Raw genomic sequence first — 16,571 nt, forward strand, 5'->3', positions numbered from 1 at the left:
CACATCAGGCGTGCCACCCCTCAGGCGACCATCGCCATATTGATCTTGCCGAGCTGGATCACTGCCTGTGTCCGGCTGTCGACGTTGAGTTTCAACAGGATCGCCGAGACATGCGCCTTGATGGTCGCCTCGGAGACGCCGAGTTCGTAGGCGATCTGCTTGTTCAGCAGCCCTTCGCCGAGCATGGTCAGCACCCGGCTCTGCTGCGGCGTCAGCGTATGCAGGCGGTGGATCAGGTCGGCGACATCGGGATCCTGCTCCTGCCCGTCGCGATAGCTTTCCGGCGTGGCGATGTCGCCGGCAAGCACCGTCTGGATGCTGCGGCGAATGTCCTCGATGCCGGAGGATTTCGAAATGAAGCCGGAAGCGCCGAGTTCCAGCGCCCGGCGGATGGTCGTCGCATCGTCAGTTGCCGAGACGATGACGATCGGCAGGCTGGCGAATTCGGAGCGCAGCGCCATCAGGCCGGAAAAGCCACTGACGCCGGGCATTGCAAGATCGAGCAGCATCAGGTCGGCATCCGCATGGGCGCCGGCAGCCCGGCGCGCGGCGGCGAAATCACCGGCTTCGACGATCGACTGCCGGCCTTCCATGCCGATCACCGCCTGGCGCAGCGCGTCACGGAAAAGCGGATGATCGTCCGCAATGATGATGGTCTGTTCCTGCATCGAAAACTCCCTCCCAAGAGCCCGATCATGCCGGCATGTGCCTCCGCCCCTCCGCGTTGCACACCAGCTTGCTCATACTGACTATATCAGATCAGGTCTTCTGCGGAAGGGGATTGGTGTTTTCCTCGGCCTGGAACTCCTTCACCATCCCCATGAAACTCTTCATCATCCGCTCCATGATGCTAATCGAACGGTCGACCTCGGCATCGCTCGGCAGCGCGCGCTGGATGACCCCGCCTTGTTCGAGCGCCGTCACCCGCTTTGCCAGCCGGTCGAGTTCGTCCTCATAGGCCGCCCGTTCGTCGGCGGCCATGCGGCAGACGAGGGCGCCATCCTTGTCCTGGCAGATCGACATGGACCCCGTCTGCCGATCGAGCCGGACGAAATGATCGCCGCTCTTCTCCAGCTGGAAGCGGCCCGCATCAGGTTCGACGGCCGCGGCCGCAAGCGGCAGGAGAGTAACGCTAAGCGTGAGAACCAAAACCTTCATCGTCTCATCCTCCGGATTTTGCCAGTTGCTGTCCCGTTTTTCGGCGCCGGGGCGTGGACATCGCCGCCTCTTTCCGGCAAAGCCCTCGTGACCGAGGAACAGCCTATCGTGAGGCCATGATGACCCTGACACCGACCCTTTACAAGATCGTGACGGAAACGCTCTGGCAGCAAGCCAGACAAACCGGCACTTTTCATGGCGCCGGCATCGATCTCAAGGACGGCTTCATCCATTTCTCGACGGCGAAGCAGGTGAAGCAGACCGCCGCCCTGCATTTTGCCGGCCAGTCCGGCTTGCTGCTGATTGCCGTCGATGGCAGCCGCTTCGCCGACAAACTGGTCTTCGAGCCCTCGCGCGGCGGCGATCTCTTCCCGCATCTCTTCGCCGATCTGCCGCTTGCCGCCGTGCTCTGGGAGGCGCCGCTGCCGCTCGACGAAGCCGGCGCCCATATCTTCCCGGAGCTGCAGCCATGATCGATCCCTTCAAGCGTCTCGCCCGCAAGGGTCTCTTCCTGTTCGATCCGGAAACCGCGCACGGCATGTCGATCGCCGCGCTGAAATCCGGCCTCGTGCCCGCCTGCCAGTTGAAGCCCGATCCCCGCCTGCGCCAGACCGTCGCCGGCCTTACCTTCGAAAATCCGCTCGGCATGGCTGCCGGCTACGACAAGAATGCCGAGGTGCCGGAGGCGCTGCTGAAGCTCGGTTTCGGCTTTACTGAGATCGGCACCGTGACGCCGAAGCCGCAATCCGGCAATCCGCGGCCGCGCATCTTCCGCCTGGTGGAGGATGAAGGCGTCATCAACCGTCTCGGCTTCAACAATGAAGGCCATGATGCCGCTTTCGGGCGCCTCGCCGCACTAAGGGGCGGTGGCATGGTCGGCGTCAATATCGGCGCCAACAAGGACAGCGAGGACCGTATCGCCGACTATGTCGCCGGCATCCGGCGCTTTTATTCCGTCGCGCGTTATTTCACCGCCAACATCTCCTCGCCGAACACGCCTGGCCTGCGCGACCTGCAGGGGCGCGAAAGCCTTGCGGTGCTGTTATCAGCCGTGCTTGCTGCGCGCGACGAGATGGCGGCGGCATCCGGCCGGAAGATCCCGGTCTTTCTGAAGATCGCGCCTGATCTGACCGAGGAAGGCATGGACGATATCGCCGCGGAAGTGCTCTCGCATGCGCTTGATGGCCTGATCGTCTCCAACACCACGCTGTCGCGCGACGGCCTTAAGGATCAGCGCCAGGCGAAGGAGGCGGGTGGCCTTTCCGGCGTGCCGCTGTTCGAAAAGTCGACGGCGGTGCTCGCCAGGATGCGCAAGCGCGTCGGCCCGGCGCTGCCGATCATTGGAGCCGGCGGCGTCTCCTCGGCCGAGACCGCGCTGGAGAAGATCAGGGCGGGCGCCGATCTCGTCCAGCTCTATTCCTGCATGGTCTATGAAGGCCCCGGTCTGGCCGGCGATATCGTCCGCGGCCTCTCGAAACTCCTGGACCGCGAAAAGGCCGCCTCCATCCGCGAGCTGCGCGATACCAGGCTGGATTACTGGGCAGCGCGGAAGGTCTGATCGGCCCGCCGCTTCACCAGCATCGCCAGGAAGAAGCCGCGAACGAGCAGGAAGGCGTTCATCGCCAGCCACAGGCCGTGATTGCCGAAGAGCGGCACGAAGATTGCGAGCATCAGGAGATAGCCGGCAAAAGAGATCAGCATCCGGTTGCGCATGTCGGCCGACCACGTGGCGCCGATGAAGACCCCGTCCATCAGGAAGGCGAGCGCGCCGGTCAGTCCGGTGACCGCCGCCCAGGGCAGATAGGTCTCGGCCGCCTGCCGCACCTCTGGTGAGGTCGTCAGCACCGAGATCAGCCAGGGTCCGGCGAGGAAGAAGAAGGCCGAGCCGAGCGCCGCCAGCCCGAAGGACCAGAAGATCGTCAGCTTCAGCCCGCGGTCGAAGGCCGGCCGGTAGCGCGCGCCGATTGCCCGGCCGATGATCTGTTCGGCGGCATTGGCAAGCCCGTCGAGGTAATAGCCGGACAGCAGGAAGAAATTCATCACCACGGCATTGGCGGCAAGCGTCACTGCGCCGAAGCTGGTGCCGATCCGCGTCATGATGGTGAAGGCGCCGATCAGCACGAAAGTCCGGATCAGGATATCGCGGTTGAGCGCGAAAAGCTCGGCCAGCCGGTGGCGGGAGAAGACCTCGGACCATGCCGGCCGGGCTGCCTTGCCGAAGCCGCGCAGCACGATGAAAAGCCCGGCGAGCGCGCCCACGGTTTCACCGGCCATCGTTCCCCAGGCGACCCCCGCAACGCCCCAGTCGAGCGTCAGGCCGAGATAGATGGAAAGCAGGATGTTGATGCCGTTGATGATCGCCTGCAGCAGCAGTCCGATATTGCCCTGTCCGCGCCCGAGCACGAAGCCGAGGATGGCATAATTGGCCAGTGCCGCGGGTGCTGCCAGCATGCGGATGGAAAAATAGGTGCTGGTCGCCTGCGCGATCGCGCCTTCCGCCCCCATCAGCTTCAACCCCGCCGCCATCAGCAGCGGCGAAAGACAGAGCAGCGCCAGCCCGCAGCCGAGCGCCGAAATCATCGCCCTGGAAAAGACCGCCTGCTGCTCGTGCTGGTCGTGACGGCCATAGGCCTGCGCCGTCAGCCCGGTCGTCGAGGCGCGCAGGAAGTTGAAGCTGCCGAGGATCAGATCGAAGAGCATCGCGCCGATCGCCAGCCCGGCCAGCGCTTCCGCATTGCCCATCCGGCCGACGACGGCGGTGTTCGTCAGCCCGAGCAGCGGCGTCGTCATGAATCCGAGAGTCATCGGAATGGCGATCGACAGCACCATCCGGTGCGTCACGTCGAATGCAAGCGCGTTGTGATTGCTGCGTGTATCCATGCCGGCCTCGTCGTGGCATCGCCACACGTCGTTTCAGACGCGCAAAAGACGCTGCATCACTTGAACTGCTGCAGGCGGAATCACCTCAGCTGGAAAGCACCATGGCCCAATAGGGCAGGTTCCTGGAAGATGTATTGTGGGCGACGGCGACGCCAAGGCCGCCATAACGACCGAGCATGTTTTCCAGATGATGCGGCGAGTTGATCCAGGCCGTCACCACGGCATCGACGCTCTGCTGGCCGGAGGCGATGTTTTCCGCTGCCGGCAACCGCACGCCGCTCGCCTTGACGCGCGCGCCGAAACTGTCGGTCATACCCATCAGATGCGCCATCTTGCCCGCACTCGCCATGCGTTTCGCCTGGAACAAGGCGGCAGTACTCGCCGCCGGATCGACGGCAAGCGGCGACAGGCCGTTTTTGGCCCTGAGTTGGTTGACGAGCGGCAGCACGCTCGCCGTCTCGTCCTCGCCGTCGGAAGGCGTGCCTGCCATCCGCGGGGTCGTGGTGCAGCCGGCGATGCCGGCGGCAAGCGCAAGTCCGGATAGGCGCAGCAGGCTGCGCCTGGAAAAATCGATGGATGTCATGTTACCGGCGGTAGCTGAAAAGACGAAGGATGATGAAGAGCGGGATGACGATCGTTGCGCCGAGGATGAGATAGTCGCCGACGCGCCCGAGCGCCGAGAAGCCCCGGTACCAGATCTCCAGGACGAAATCGCGTATGCCGTAGATGATGCCCCACGGCGTCAGGCCGAAGACGGTCATGACGAAACCGACGATCAGCGACACCACGATAAGCTTTATCAATGTGCGACCGATTGAATCGCCGAGGAACCTGTTCGCCTGATCGGACATAAGCCATCTCCTGTTTGCCCTTGGAATAAGGTCGCGGCGCGGCGCCCGCAAGCCCTTTCCGGAATTGGCCGCTTCGCCTCTGAAATAGGACTTGAGTTTTTTTGTGGCCGCCGCCAGATGCGGGCCGACGCATGTCGCGCAAAAGTGTGCAGCGGTTTTGCGGCAACGACATGCGTAAAAGAAAGAGTTGACAGGTCCTTTCATGCAGCCTCACCAGCTTTCCTCAGGCGACGTCATCGCCGACCGCCGCGCCGATTATGCCAGGATGCTCGAAGAAGGCGGCGAGCCGGAAGCGGCCGCCGAGCTGATGGAACAGGCCCTCGAGCTCGTGCCTGCCTGGGCCGCCGGCTGGTATCGCCTCGCCACCTATCGCGAAAAGGCGGGCAGGGGCGAGGCCGCTATCGAGGCCTATCGCAGGACGCTTGCTCTCGGTCCCGATGACATTTTCGGCGCCGCCCTCAAGCTCGCCCTTCTCGGCGACACAGCCACGCCCGACCAGCCGCCGAGCCGCTATGTCGAGCGCCTCTTCGACGACTATGCCGACCGTTTCGAATCAGCACTTGTCGACAAACTCGATTATAACGTCCCGCAGAAGCTCGCAGCGCTCGTCGCCTCCACCGGCAGGCGCTACGAACTGGCCGTCGATCTCGGCTGCGGCACCGGTCTGCTCGGCCCTGAAATCCGCGGCCGTGTCGGCCGCCTCGAAGGCTTCGATCTCTCCCAGAAGATGCTGTCCAAGGCTGTCGAGAAACAGGTCTATGACAGCCTCGCCCAGGCCGATCTCTCGCTCGCGCCCGATCTCTCCGGCCTCTTTGCCGATGCGGCGCGCCATCGCGCCGATCTGGTGACGGCAGCCGATGTGCTGATGTATCTCGGCAATCTCGAGAGCGTCTTTGCCATCGTCGGAGAACTCGCTGCATCAGGCGCCGATATCGCCTTTTCCGTCGAGGATGCAGGAGACGGCGAGGGTTTCCATCTCGCTCCGTCGCTGCGTTATGCCCATTCGGAAAGCTATGTCAGGATGCTTCTTGCCCGTCACGGGCTGGAGATCCTGAAGACCGTCAAGTCGGTCATTCGCAAAGATGGCGGAAAACCGGTTTCCGGCATTCTGTTCCTTGCGCAGAAGCCCGCGTGAGCGAACACTTCTTGCGATTTTGCAATAGGTCAGTATTGCTTACCTATTTCGCTTGATCGGAAGACCGAAAAACCCGATACTGCACCACATCGGCAGAGAGCCCGGCAATATTACGCCGAGGCGCTCGGGCTCCTTTCATCATCCAAAATTCCGCCGCGCCCGGGGTCTTCCCAAGCGCGTTCTTGAACTCGTCTGCCGTGGAGACTGGCGACATGACACAGCTCATCAATGCCCTTGGCTTCTGGAATACGACTGCGACGCGCCACACCCCGATCGAAGACGTGCAGGGCATATTCTCCGGCAGCCTCGTTGCCGCGCTCGGCCTCTACGTGCTCGCCAGCGCCGGCCTTCTTACCGGCAGCACGGCCGGCGTGGCCTTCCTCCTGCATTATGCCTTCGGCGTCAATTTCAGCCTTGCCTTCTTCCTGCTCAACCTGCCGTTCTTCTATCTCTCCTGGAAGCGCCTCGGCATGGCTTTCACCATCAAGACCTTCATCGCCATCGGCCTGACCTCGGTGATTGCCGATGTGCAGTCGCGCTTCTTGTCCATTTCGAGCATTCATCCGGCCTGGGCGGCCCTTCTCGGCGGCCTGCTGCTCGGCTTCGGCCTGCTGGCGCTCTATCGCCACCGCGCCAGCCTCGGCGGCGTCGGCATACTCGGCATCTACCTGCAGGAGCGTTTCGGCATCCGCGCTGGCTTAGTCCAGCTCGCCATCGACATGTGCGTGCTCGCCGCCGCCTTCTTCGTCACCACGCCGCCTGTCGTCTTCTATTCGGTGCTCGGCGCCGTCGTCCTCAACCTCTTCGTCGCCATCAATCACCGCGCTGATCGCTACATCGCGCTGTAACGTTACAAAACGGTAAGCCATTCTAAACAAAACGTAACTTGCCTGTGATCAGCGGCGGCGCGAAACTCCTCTCGCGCCGGATTTGATGAGGTGAGCTATGTCGGATTTGGAAAAACTTGTGAGACGCCGTATGCAGGAAGAATATGCCAAGGGTGCTTCCGCAGAAGAAATTGCGAAAGTCGTCCGCGACCTATTCAACAGCATCGACCTCTCGGGCAATCGGTTCGACGCCGTTGCCGTACGGGCCATCAGGGATCACGAGTGACCCGATATTCGACCGACCCGAGATTTTCGGGTCGGTTGCCAGGATGGTTCCCGCCATCAATCACCGTGCCGAGACCAGCCCCTTGCATCCGGCTGCCGCCACCTCTGCCTGGGTAGAGCCCCGTCCGTCGGTTCCCAAGGGGCGAAGGGACATGCCCGCAACGTCTCGACTCCCTCTTCTCCCCAGCGGGGAGAAGGTGCCCGTAGGGCGGATGAGGGGGCCGGCGAAGCCGGTCTTTCTCACAATTCCCATGTGGACTTGGATCGTGTTCAGGGCGCCGCAGCACGACGTTGTCGTCAGCGTGGCGTAATAGATTTTACGTGAAGGATGTACCGTGTGGCCCCCTCATCCGCCTGCCGGCACCTTCTCCCCGCTGGGGAGAAGAGATTTGCGGCAACCTCTCCGTCCCCTGCCATTGCTGGTATGGCACGTTCCCTCGCCCCCGTTTACTGCAGGGTTGTCCGGGGGAGGAAACTAAGGACTAGCCTCAAGCAGCCTTCGTTGCCTGATCAATCGGATGCTGCGAGCGGAAGCCGACCGCGAGGCGGTTCCAGACGTTGATCGCGCCGATCGCCACCGTAATCTCAGTCATCTCCTTCTCGGAAAAATGCGCCTTCAGCGTCTCGTAGTCGGCATCCGGCGCGCCTGTTTTGGCGATATTGGTCACTGAATCCACCCAGCCGAGCAGCGCCCGTTCGCGGGCGTCATAGACCGGGGATTCCCGCCAGACGCACATCAGGTTGATCCATTGTTCGGAGAGCCCATCATGGCGGGCTTCCTTCACATGCATGTCGACGCAATAGGCACAGCCGTTGATCTGCGACGCGCGCAGCTTGATCAGGTGGATGAAGCGGCGCTCCAGCCCGGAGGACTGGACATATTGCTCGAGCGCGGCGACTGCCTTGTAGGCATCGGGAGCGGCTTTGGCGAAGTTGAAACGTGGTTGCATGCTCTTTCTCCTTTGTTATGGCTCAACGAGCCGTCTTGCGTTCATGGATTTCAAGGAAGGCGCAGCCTCTAGCTGCGATCGATCCGTCGTCGACGGCGGCAAGTTCGATGCCGATATCGGCCAGGCTCGTCTTGGCGAGTTCGGCGCGATAGACCCGTTCGGCTTTCAGCATCGCGGCGTTGATGGTGCAGGGCTGGGCGAACAAGCGATCGGAGACCGGGTTCGGTCCGCGCTGGCGGATTTCGGCGCAGCGGAACGCCGGTGCAGACCCCTCGACCGCGAGCACGATGTCGAGCAGCGAAATCTCCTTCGGCGCTTTTGCCAGCCGATATCCGCCCTTCGGCCCCGGTACGGTATCGAGGATGCCGGCGCCCGACAGCGCCTGCAGATGCTTCAGCAGATAACTCGTCGAGACGCCGTGGAATTCCGCCAGCGCGGCCGCCGAAAGCACGCCGCCTTCGGAGAGGCCGGAAAGCATCGCAACGCTGTGAATGGCCTGCTCGACCCCATCGCCCATCTTCATGCATCCGGCCTCCTCAATTCGTGGATAAAAAATATCCACGATTATGCCAACTGTCAAGAGGTGTCCTCGCTGCTGCCCCTTGCCTTTATCCCGACCGCGGATAGAAGACGGAAACGCCGACAGGGGAACAACATGGCATCCAACGCTTTTGCAGGCCTTCTGAATTCCAGCGCCGACCGTCATTCGCTCTTCGACGACGCCCAGGGCATCGTCGCCGGCAGCATGCTCGCCGTGCTCGGCGTAACGCTTCTCTCCGGCGCCGGGCTGCTTGCCGGCGGCACGGCGGGCCTTGCCTTCCTCGCCCATTATGCGACGGGTCTCGGCTTCGGCCTCTGCTTCTTTGTCGTGAACCTGCCCTTCTATTATCTCGCCTTCCGCCGTTTGGGCCTCGCCTTCACCATCAAGACCTTCGCCGCCATCGCGCTGACGTCGGTCCTGTCCGAATTCGTCTCGGGCTTCATCAGCATGGCGCATGTCGATCCCATCGCCGGCGCGCTCTTCGGCGGCCTCGTCATCGGCGCCGGCATGCTGGCGCTCTTCCGCCACCGCGCCAGCCTCGGCGGCATCGGCATTCTCGCCCTCTATATCCAGGATCGCTTCGGCTGGCGCGCCGGCTTCGTCCAGCTCGGCTTCGACGGCATCATCCTGGCGCTCTCCTTCTTCGTCGCAAGCCCCTTCATCATCGCCTGCTCGGTGCTCGGTGCGATCGTTCTCAACCTCACGATTGCCATCAACCACCGCAAGGACCGCTATATCGCCATGTGAAAAGCCGCCGCTCTTCTTTTTCCCTGGCGTTTGACTACTTTCAGGGCGTGGACCAGATCGATTCCGAAGCCCGTGCCCTGCTTCCTGCCGCCTTTACCCGCTGGTTCGCGGAAAAGGGCTGGCGACCGCGCGCCCATCAGCTGGAGCTGCTTGCCCGCGCCGAGGCCGGCGACAGCACGCTGCTGATTGCGCCGACCGGAGCCGGCAAGACGCTCGCCGGTTTCCTGCCCTCGCTCACCGATCTCACCCGCCGAGGCCGGATCCCGCCCGGCTCCGCCTTCACCGGCATCCATACGCTCTATGTCTCGCCGCTGAAGGCGCTTGCCATCGATATCGAGCGCAACCTGATGAAGCCGGTCGAGGAGATGGGCCTGCCGGTCACCGTCGAAAACCGCACCGGCGATACGCCGAACGCCAAGCGCCAGCGCCAGAAGCTCAACCCGCCGGATATTCTGCTGACGACGCCCGAACAGGTCGCCCTGCTTCTGGCGAACCGGGAGGCCGAGCGCTTCTTCAAGGACCTGAAATATATCGTCCTCGACGAACTGCATTCGCTCGTCACCTCCAAGCGCGGCCATATGCTTTCGCTCGGCCTTGCCCGCCTGCGCCGCCTTGCCCCCGGCCTCAAGACCATTGGTCTGTCGGCCACCGTCGCCGAGCCCATGGACCTGCAGAAATGGCTGGTCGGCCAGGAAGAGGGTAGCGAACATCATGCCGGCCTCGTCGTCGTCGAAGGCGGCGCCAAGCCCGATATCTCGATCCTGTCGACCGAAGAGCGCATTCCCTGGGCCGGCCATTCCGCCCGATATGCCATTCCCGATGTCTACAACAAGCTCGTCGAACATCGCACGACACTGCTCTTCGTCAACACCCGCAGCCAGGCCGAAATGCTTTTCCAGGCGCTCTGGACGATCAATGACGACAACCTGCCGATCGCGCTCCATCACGGCTCGCTCGATGTCGCCCAGCGCCGCAAGGTCGAGGCGGCGATGGCCGAAAACCGGCTGCGCGCCGTCGTTGCCACCTCCACCCTCGATCTCGGCATTGACTGGGGCGATGTCGATCTCGTCATCCATGTCGGCGCGCCGAAGGGCGCCTCGCGCCTTGCCCAGCGCATCGGCCGCGCCAACCACCGCATGGACGAACCGTCGAAGGCGATCCTCGTGCCCGCCAACCGTTTCGAGGTCATGGAGTGCCAGGCCGCCCTCGACGCCAATTATATCGGCGCGCAGGACACCCCGCCGGTCGGCCGCGGCGCGCTCGACGTGCTCGCCCAGCATGTGCTCGGCATGGCCTGCGCCGAACCTTTCGACATGCTGGAACTCTACGATGAAATCATCAGCGCCTCGCCCTATGCCGATCTGAGCTGGGAGACCTTCGAGCGCATCGTCGATTTCGTCGCGACCGGCGGTTATGCGCTCCGCACCTATGAGCGTTACGCCCGTATCCGCAAAACCGCGGAAGGCCGCTGGCGCGTCTCCAATCCTGCGATCGCCCAGCAATATCGCCTCAACCTCGGCACCATCGTCGAAAGCCCGATGTTGAATATCCGCATGGTCAAGCGCGGCGAGGGTGGCAGGATCGGCCGTGGCGGCGCCACGTTGGGGAAGGTCGAGGAATATTTCCTCGAGCAATTGTCGCCGGGCGATACCTTCGTCTTCTCCGGCAAGGTGCTGCGCTTCGAAGGCATCCGTGAAAATGAGTGCCTCGCTTCGCAGGCCTTCTCGCTCGATCCGAAGATCCCCTCCTATAATGGCGGCAAATTTCCGCTGTCGACCTATCTCGCCGAGCAGGTGCGGGCGATGATCGCCGATCCCGATCGCTGGCGCCACCTGCCGGATCAGGTGCGCGACTGGCTGTCGCTGCAGAGCGACAAGTCGATGCTGCCGAAGCGTGACGAGTTCCTGATCGAAACCTTTCCGCGCGGCAGCCGCGGCTACATGGTCGCCTATCCCTTCGAAGGCCGTCTCGCCCACCAGACGCTTGGCATGCTGCTCACCCGCCGGCTGGAGCGGATAGGCGCCAAGCCCCTCGGTTTCGTCGCCACCGATTATTCGCTTGCCATCTGGGGCCTCGAGGATATGGGGCTGATGATCGGCAATGGCCGGCTCAGCCTCTCCGACCTCTTCGACGAGGATATGCTCGGCGACGATCTCGAAGCCTGGCTGGACGAATCCTTCCTGTTGAAACGCACCTTCCGCAATTGCGCCGTGATTGCAGGCTTGATCGAGCGCCGCCATCCGGGCAAGGAAAAGAGCGGCCGGCAGATCACCGTCTCCGCCGACTTGATCTACGACGTGCTGCGCAGCCACGAGCCGGATCACATCCTCTTGCAGGCGACGCGGCAGGATGCGGCGACGGGACTTTTGGATATTGGCCGGCTTGGCGATATGCTGAGGCGAATCAGGGGCCACATTACCCACCGCGCCCTCGACCATATTTCCCCGCTCGCCGTGCCGGTGATGCTGGAAATCGGACGCGAGGCGGTGCCGGGCGAAGCCCATGACGCACTCCTGGCCGAGGCGGCGGACGATCTGATCGCCGAAGCGCTCGCTTGACGAGAATCGGGCCTGATGAGAATTAGGGCCTGACGATTTAGGCCTGACGACGATTTAGGAATGACGACCGTGATGAACCGCCTGACGCTGGCGCGCGACATATCAGGACTGGCGATGCCGGGCATCGAGACATCGGTCCATGGCATTGCCGCCGTCTGCGATCCGCTCGGCGCCCTCTATCTGCCGGATGCCGGCCTTCTCGTCGTCTCCGACCTGCATCTGGAAAAGGGCGCAGCCTTTGCGCGCCGCGGCATGATGCTGCCGCCTTACGATACGCTGGCGACGCTGACCGTCCTTGCCGCCGTCATTTCCCGCTATAACCCGAAGCTCGTCATCTCGCTCGGCGACAATTTCCACGACCGCATCGGTTCGAAGCATCTGCCGGAGAATTTTCGCGCCCTGATCGTCGAGATGGCGCGCGGCCGCGAATGGATCTGGATCAATGGCAACCATGATCCGGATGGCATCGTCGATCTGCCGGGCACATCTGCCGACGAGATGCATTATGCCGGCCTGACCTTCCGGCATGAGCCGAAGAACGGCTTGCAGAGCGGCGAGATCGCCGGCCACTTGCACCCCTCGGCGACCGTGCGCCGCCGCGAGAAATCCGTCCGCCGCCCGTGCTTTGCCACCGACGGCGCCCGCCTTCTGATGCCGGCCTTCGGCGTCATGAGCGGCGGTCTGGATCTCGGCCATCAGGCGATGAAGGGCCTGTTCGACAAGGCTATGCTGGTGGCGCATCTGTTGGGGCGCGATCGGATTTATTCGGTCAGGTACGGGAATTTGTGGGGATAACGCCTGTTATTCCAGGTCGGCGGGCTTCAGCCCCCTCTGCCCTGCCGGGCCCGGGGGGGCGGACACGGCACCACCTAAACTCAATCGCACTCCTGCAGTTGCCGCTGATAGGTCCCTGCCATCCGCGCAAACTTTTGCGCCGTCTGCTGCAATTGCCCGTTCGAGCGCCAGTCGCCGCGTTTGTATCCCGTCGGCCCGGAATAATAGGCAAGATAGAGATTATAGGCATCGTTCAGCGGAATGCCGGTCTCCACGCTGTTCTGGTAGTGATACCAGCCGATGAAATCGATCGCGTCGGCGAAGTTCGCCCGCCGCGCGGTCCAGTTCCCGGTCTGCGACTGATAGTGATCCCAGGTCCCGTCGAGCGCCTGCGAATAGCCGTAGGCCGTCGAAGGCCGGGTCCAGGGAATGAAGCCGAACAGCTTGGTGCGCGGCGGCCGCGCATAGGGCTGGAAGCCGGATTCGGTATACATCGTCGCCATCAGGATCGGCACGGGCACGCCGTATTTCTTCTCCGTCCGTTCGGCGGCGCTCTGCCAGCTGGAGAAGAGCCCGTCGCGCTCGTCGAAGACGGCACAGATGTTCCTCGTCTGCTTCGGCGCCGTCGCGCAGCCGGCAAGCAGCGCGAAACCCACGGCCGTCAGAACGATACGAGTACGCATGACAAAACCTCTCGTTTCCGAGAGATTACTAACTCGTAAATGTTAAAAACCGGTTTTTAGTCGAATGCGAACTTCGCTCTAGCCGGCACCTGCCCCTCATCCGCCTGCCGGCACCAACCGGGGTCGAGCCACGTGTCTCGACCCGTCCTTCGGACCCCTTGAACGGGGCGAAGGGGATATGCCGCACCCTCCGTCCCTCGCTCACCTCTCGCAGGGCACGTCCCCTCTCCCCGTTTTTACGGGGAGAGGGTTAGGGTGAGGGGCAGCCATCAGAAAAGACCGCCGGTTCATCACATAGTCCAGCCCACTACGCTTTAACGGGCTCGTAGCGCAGGATCACCGCGCCGCCTTCCGTCGTCGAGGATTCGATGAGCTTCAGCGGCACCTGGCCCTCTGCCGGTTTGAAAAGCGGATTGCCGCCGCCGAGGATCACCGGCACCAGGCAAACCCTGATTTCGTCGATAAGGCCGGCTTTCAGCAGACTGTCGGCAAGCTCGGCGCTGCCGAAGATGAAAATCGTCTTGCCGTCCTCCTGCTTCAGCCGCGTCAATTCGGGGATCGGATCGCTGACGACGCGGGCATTGTTCCAGCCGGGCTCGCTCATCGTCCGCGACACGGCGATCTTGGCGATGCCGTTCATATAGGCTTTGATCTCACCTTCGCCCTCGGCGGTCGGCCAGTAGGCGGCCATGCCCTCATAGGTCTTGCGGCCAAACACCAGCAGATCGCCTTCCCTGCCGAACTGTTCGGCATAGCGCTGCAGCTCAGGTCCCCAGGCGAAATTGTGGAAGTCGATATCCCAAGGCTTCGCGCCTTCGAAATAACCATCGAGCGTCATCAGGTTCCAGACGATAAGCTTTCTCATTTCCATCCTCCTTCTGAATTGCCGTCCATCAAAACTGGTTGCGTATAACAACTGGTTGAAAGTTAGGCCGACTGATAGCAAAATGCAAGCGGTTTTTTTGGAGCAGAACATTCGGGCAAGCAGCTGCTCCCGCAGGCCTTCGTGCTCAGCGCCTTGCCGAGCCTATTTTCGGGAAGAAATCCTGAGCGCCTTGGCTGTGGATCAGTCCTTGCGGAAGATCAGGCTGGCACCCCAGCCGGTGATGACGGCGAGCAGCACGGCCGCAAAGCCGTAGAGGATCGGCTGCTCATGCGCCGCATCGGTGATCGTCTGCTCGATGCCTGTCTTGATGACCCGCAGCGGCAGCGATTTCTCGATCACGAAAAGCCCGCTCTTGAACAGATAGGCGCGCACTGTGTGCACCCCGTTCGGAATGTTTGCCGGCAGGCGCAGGCTCGCCTTGAAGAGGTTGGAGGAAACGAACCGCACGCCGCTCGGGTTGCGGTCGTAGAGCCCGCCACCCTGCTGCAGTCGCCGGAAGGCGTCGCGGAACTCGCCGAGATTGCTGCCGTCGCCGACGAAGCCGACCGGCGTCAGCGGAATGTGGTCGATGCCGATCCCCTGATCGGTCAGCTCGAGCGGTGTCGTCAGATCGTCGATCATGCGTGAGCTCGACATCGAATAGGAATGCGGCACCGCTTCGAAAGTCATCGAGCGGGTGTTCACCCAAATGCCGAAGACGCGTTCCTTCCTGCGCACTGTCGCATCCTCGCGCGGGCCCTCCAGCACCACGACCACGTCATATTGGCCGATGGCGAGTAGCAGTTGGTCGGTATTCGAGAGCGCCCCGAAGATGGTCAGATCCGCGCCGTGGAAATCCGAGGTGATGGCGATTTCGCTGGTCGACGTGCCGATTTCCAACCCTTCACGCACCGCTTCTGTTGCTTGCCCCGGCAACCACTGCGCTCCGGCAGAGGCCGGCAGCAGGCAAAGCAATGCGATGACAGCGGCAGCCAGGCGCATCAATTGCCCGCTCCCATCACCACCGAATAGACGTCGGCCGGCGTCACCACCAGCGCGATCGCAAGACGCACGCCGACGGCGAGCACCAGCAGGCCGAGCAGGGCGCGCAGCTGTTCGCCGCGTAGTTTTTGGCCGACGCGCACGCCGTATTGTGCCCCGATGACACCCGCTACCATCAGGATGAAGGCGAGCACGATGTCGACGGAAAAGTTCGTCGCCGCCTGCACGATCGTCGTATAGGCGGTCACGAAGATGATCTGGAACAGCGAGGTGCCGACGACGACATTCGTCGGGATACGCAGCAGGTAGATCATCGCCGGCACCATGATGAAGCCGCCGCCGACACCCATGATCGAGGTGAGGATGCCGATCGCAAAGCCGAGCGCGACGATCGGAATGACGCTGAGAAAGATCTTCGATTTCTTGAAACGCACCTTCAGCGGCAGCTTATGCACCCAGTGCTGGTGACCGGGCTTGCGCGGTGCCGGCGGCTCGTTGCGCGCTGCCCGCCGCATGGCGTTGACGCTTTCGAGCAGCATCAGTCCGCCGACGGTGCCGAGGAAGATGACATACATCAGCGAGATGATGAGATCGAGCTGGCCGATGGCGCGCAGTAAAGAGAAGATCCAGATGCCGACCGTCGCACCCGCAAGGCCGCCGACCAGCAGCACCGTGCCGAGCTTGACGTCGAGCGAGCCGCGCCGGAAATGCGTGATCGCGCCCGATATCGACGACGCCACAACCTGGTTGGCGCCGGTCGCGACGGCGACGACGGGGGGGATGTTGTAGAAGATCAACAGTGGCGTGATGAGAAAACCGCCGCCGACGCCGAACATTCCAGACAGGAATCCGACGGCCGCCCCCATGCCGAGAATGATGAAGATGTTCACCGACAATTCTGCGATGGGCAGATAGATTGTCACAGCCGACCCCGAATGATGACCGCTCCTGCCGGGCGGTTTCTTGGCACGTCCCCGTTCGAATGCGCACCATACTGTGAAATCGTTGCCAGAGGCTTTCGATCGGCCCCGTGATTAGCCATAGAGATTGACGGAGAGATCGGTGGCAGGATTCGCCGGATGCGCGGATCGATATGTCCGGGCATAATCCGGCTTTTTTCAGGTTTTGTGACAGGCGACGGCAAAATTGGAAAAAGCCTTGCGGCATAGTGCCGCCAGGCCCGCGCCGATAGCTGCCTCTCACCTTAACCTACCGGTGTTGGGCCTTGCGAGACGTGAGCGGGGAATGGAGAGGTCGCCGCATCTCCTCTTCTCCCCCTCGGGGAGAAGGTGCCGGCAGGCGGATGAGGGGGCCA

The 16,571-nt window shown here is 62.6% G+C and carries 19 protein-coding genes; 8 read left to right on the top strand and 11 right to left on the bottom strand.

Annotation, left to right across the window (positions count from 1 at the left end):
• Nucleotides 1-20: 20 nt before the first annotated feature.
• Nucleotides 21-668 (bottom strand): response regulator, encoded by a 648-nt coding sequence (locus tag B5P46_RS05535; protein WP_129417834.1) that lies wholly within the window; start codon nucleotides 666-668, stop codon nucleotides 21-23.
• A gap of 91 nt (nucleotides 669-759) precedes the next feature.
• Complete coding sequence (locus B5P46_RS05540; protein WP_129417835.1) at nucleotides 760-1,158, bottom strand: hypothetical protein; 399 nt, start codon at nucleotides 1,156-1,158, stop codon at nucleotides 760-762.
• Nucleotides 1,159-1,277: 119 nt separating this feature from the next.
• Between B5P46_RS05540 and B5P46_RS05545 the strand changes: the two genes are divergently transcribed.
• Together B5P46_RS05545 and B5P46_RS05550 are read left to right on the top strand one after the other, a co-directional pair.
• A complete protein-coding gene (locus tag B5P46_RS05545) occupies nucleotides 1,278-1,631 on the top strand; it encodes a DUF952 domain-containing protein (protein WP_129418839.1) in 354 nt (117 codons plus the stop codon).
• A complete protein-coding gene (locus B5P46_RS05550; RefSeq protein ID WP_129417836.1) occupies nucleotides 1,628-2,716 on the top strand; it encodes a quinone-dependent dihydroorotate dehydrogenase in 1,089 nt (362 codons plus the stop codon). The genes B5P46_RS05545 and B5P46_RS05550 overlap by 4 nt, the downstream gene beginning before the upstream one ends.
• Here the strand turns inward: B5P46_RS05550 and B5P46_RS05555 are convergent.
• The 3 genes from B5P46_RS05555 to B5P46_RS05565 form a co-directional block, all read right to left on the bottom strand.
• Nucleotides 2,692-4,038 (bottom strand): MATE family efflux transporter, encoded by a 1,347-nt coding sequence (locus B5P46_RS05555; RefSeq protein WP_129417837.1) that lies wholly within the window; start codon nucleotides 4,036-4,038, stop codon nucleotides 2,692-2,694. The two genes, B5P46_RS05550 and B5P46_RS05555, sit on opposite strands and share 25 nt — an antisense overlap.
• Before the next feature lie 85 nt (nucleotides 4,039-4,123).
• A complete protein-coding gene (locus B5P46_RS05560; protein WP_129417838.1) occupies nucleotides 4,124-4,621 on the bottom strand; it encodes a CAP domain-containing protein in 498 nt (165 codons plus the stop codon).
• 1 nt (nucleotide 4,622) lies between these two features.
• The gene (locus tag B5P46_RS05565) at nucleotides 4,623-4,889 is read right to left on the bottom strand and encodes a DUF6460 domain-containing protein (protein WP_129417839.1); all 267 of its coding nucleotides are present in this window, start codon (nucleotides 4,887-4,889) and stop codon (nucleotides 4,623-4,625) included.
• Nucleotides 4,890-5,091: 202 nt separating this feature from the next.
• Between B5P46_RS05565 and B5P46_RS05575 the strand changes: the two genes are divergently transcribed.
• The 3 genes from B5P46_RS05575 (at nucleotide 5,092) to B5P46_RS34285 (ending at nucleotide 7,137) form a co-directional block, all read left to right on the top strand.
• Nucleotides 5,092-6,024: a class I SAM-dependent DNA methyltransferase gene (locus B5P46_RS05575; RefSeq protein ID WP_129417840.1), complete on the top strand. Its 933-nt coding sequence runs from the start codon at nucleotides 5,092-5,094 to the stop codon at nucleotides 6,022-6,024.
• Nucleotides 6,025-6,236: 212 nt separating this feature from the next.
• Complete coding sequence (locus tag B5P46_RS05580) at nucleotides 6,237-6,872, top strand: YitT family protein (protein ID WP_064250744.1); 636 nt, start codon at nucleotides 6,237-6,239, stop codon at nucleotides 6,870-6,872.
• 97 nt (nucleotides 6,873-6,969) lie between these two features.
• Nucleotides 6,970-7,137, top strand: a complete 168-nt coding sequence (locus B5P46_RS34285; protein WP_164986447.1) for a hypothetical protein — start codon at nucleotides 6,970-6,972, stop codon at nucleotides 7,135-7,137.
• A 487-nt stretch (nucleotides 7,138-7,624) separates the two neighbouring features.
• On the opposite strand, the gene B5P46_RS05585 is transcribed toward B5P46_RS34285, so the two are convergent.
• Both B5P46_RS05585 and B5P46_RS05590 read right to left on the bottom strand, forming a co-directional pair.
• Complete coding sequence (locus B5P46_RS05585) at nucleotides 7,625-8,086, bottom strand: carboxymuconolactone decarboxylase family protein (RefSeq protein ID WP_129417841.1); 462 nt, start codon at nucleotides 8,084-8,086, stop codon at nucleotides 7,625-7,627.
• Nucleotides 8,087-8,108: 22 nt separating this feature from the next.
• Nucleotides 8,109-8,609, bottom strand: coding sequence for an RrF2 family transcriptional regulator (locus B5P46_RS05590; protein WP_003545245.1), 501 nt, complete (start codon nucleotides 8,607-8,609; stop codon nucleotides 8,109-8,111).
• Between the two features lie 132 nt (nucleotides 8,610-8,741).
• Between B5P46_RS05590 and B5P46_RS05595 the strand changes: the two genes are divergently transcribed.
• The 3 genes from B5P46_RS05595 to pdeM are packed head-to-tail and all read left to right on the top strand — an operon-like array spanning nucleotide 8,742 to nucleotide 12,727.
• The gene (locus tag B5P46_RS05595; RefSeq protein WP_129417842.1) at nucleotides 8,742-9,374 is read left to right on the top strand and encodes a YitT family protein; all 633 of its coding nucleotides are present in this window, start codon (nucleotides 8,742-8,744) and stop codon (nucleotides 9,372-9,374) included.
• Between the two features lie 47 nt (nucleotides 9,375-9,421).
• Nucleotides 9,422-11,932, top strand: a complete 2,511-nt coding sequence (locus B5P46_RS05600; protein WP_129417843.1) for a ligase-associated DNA damage response DEXH box helicase — start codon at nucleotides 9,422-9,424, stop codon at nucleotides 11,930-11,932.
• Nucleotides 11,933-11,992: 60 nt separating this feature from the next.
• A complete protein-coding gene (pdeM, locus tag B5P46_RS05605; RefSeq protein ID WP_206735311.1) occupies nucleotides 11,993-12,727 on the top strand; it encodes a ligase-associated DNA damage response endonuclease PdeM in 735 nt (244 codons plus the stop codon).
• 80 nt (nucleotides 12,728-12,807) lie between these two features.
• Here the strand turns inward: pdeM and B5P46_RS05610 are convergent, their stop codons facing one another.
• The 4 genes from B5P46_RS05610 to B5P46_RS05625 form a co-directional block, all read right to left on the bottom strand.
• Nucleotides 12,808-13,389, bottom strand: a complete 582-nt coding sequence (locus B5P46_RS05610) for a transglycosylase SLT domain-containing protein (protein ID WP_129417844.1) — start codon at nucleotides 13,387-13,389, stop codon at nucleotides 12,808-12,810.
• Between the two features lie 307 nt (nucleotides 13,390-13,696).
• On the bottom strand, nucleotides 13,697-14,254 hold the full coding sequence (locus B5P46_RS05615; protein WP_129417845.1) for a dihydrofolate reductase family protein: 558 nt from the start codon (nucleotides 14,252-14,254) through the stop codon (nucleotides 13,697-13,699).
• Nucleotides 14,255-14,455: 201 nt separating this feature from the next.
• Nucleotides 14,456-15,256, bottom strand: coding sequence for a TIGR02186 family protein (locus B5P46_RS05620; RefSeq protein ID WP_129417846.1), 801 nt, complete (start codon nucleotides 15,254-15,256; stop codon nucleotides 14,456-14,458).
• Nucleotides 15,256-16,179 carry a sulfite exporter TauE/SafE family protein gene (locus B5P46_RS05625; protein ID WP_003545257.1) on the bottom strand — a complete coding sequence of 308 codons (924 nt, stop codon included), beginning with the start codon at nucleotides 16,177-16,179 and terminating at the stop codon, nucleotides 15,256-15,258. The genes B5P46_RS05620 and B5P46_RS05625 overlap by 1 nt, the downstream gene beginning before the upstream one ends.
• Nucleotides 16,180-16,571 lie beyond the last annotated feature (392 nt).

The sequence above is a fragment of the Rhizobium leguminosarum genome, from assembly GCF_004123835.1.
GTDB lineage: Bacteria > Pseudomonadota > Alphaproteobacteria > Rhizobiales > Rhizobiaceae > Rhizobium > Rhizobium leguminosarum_M.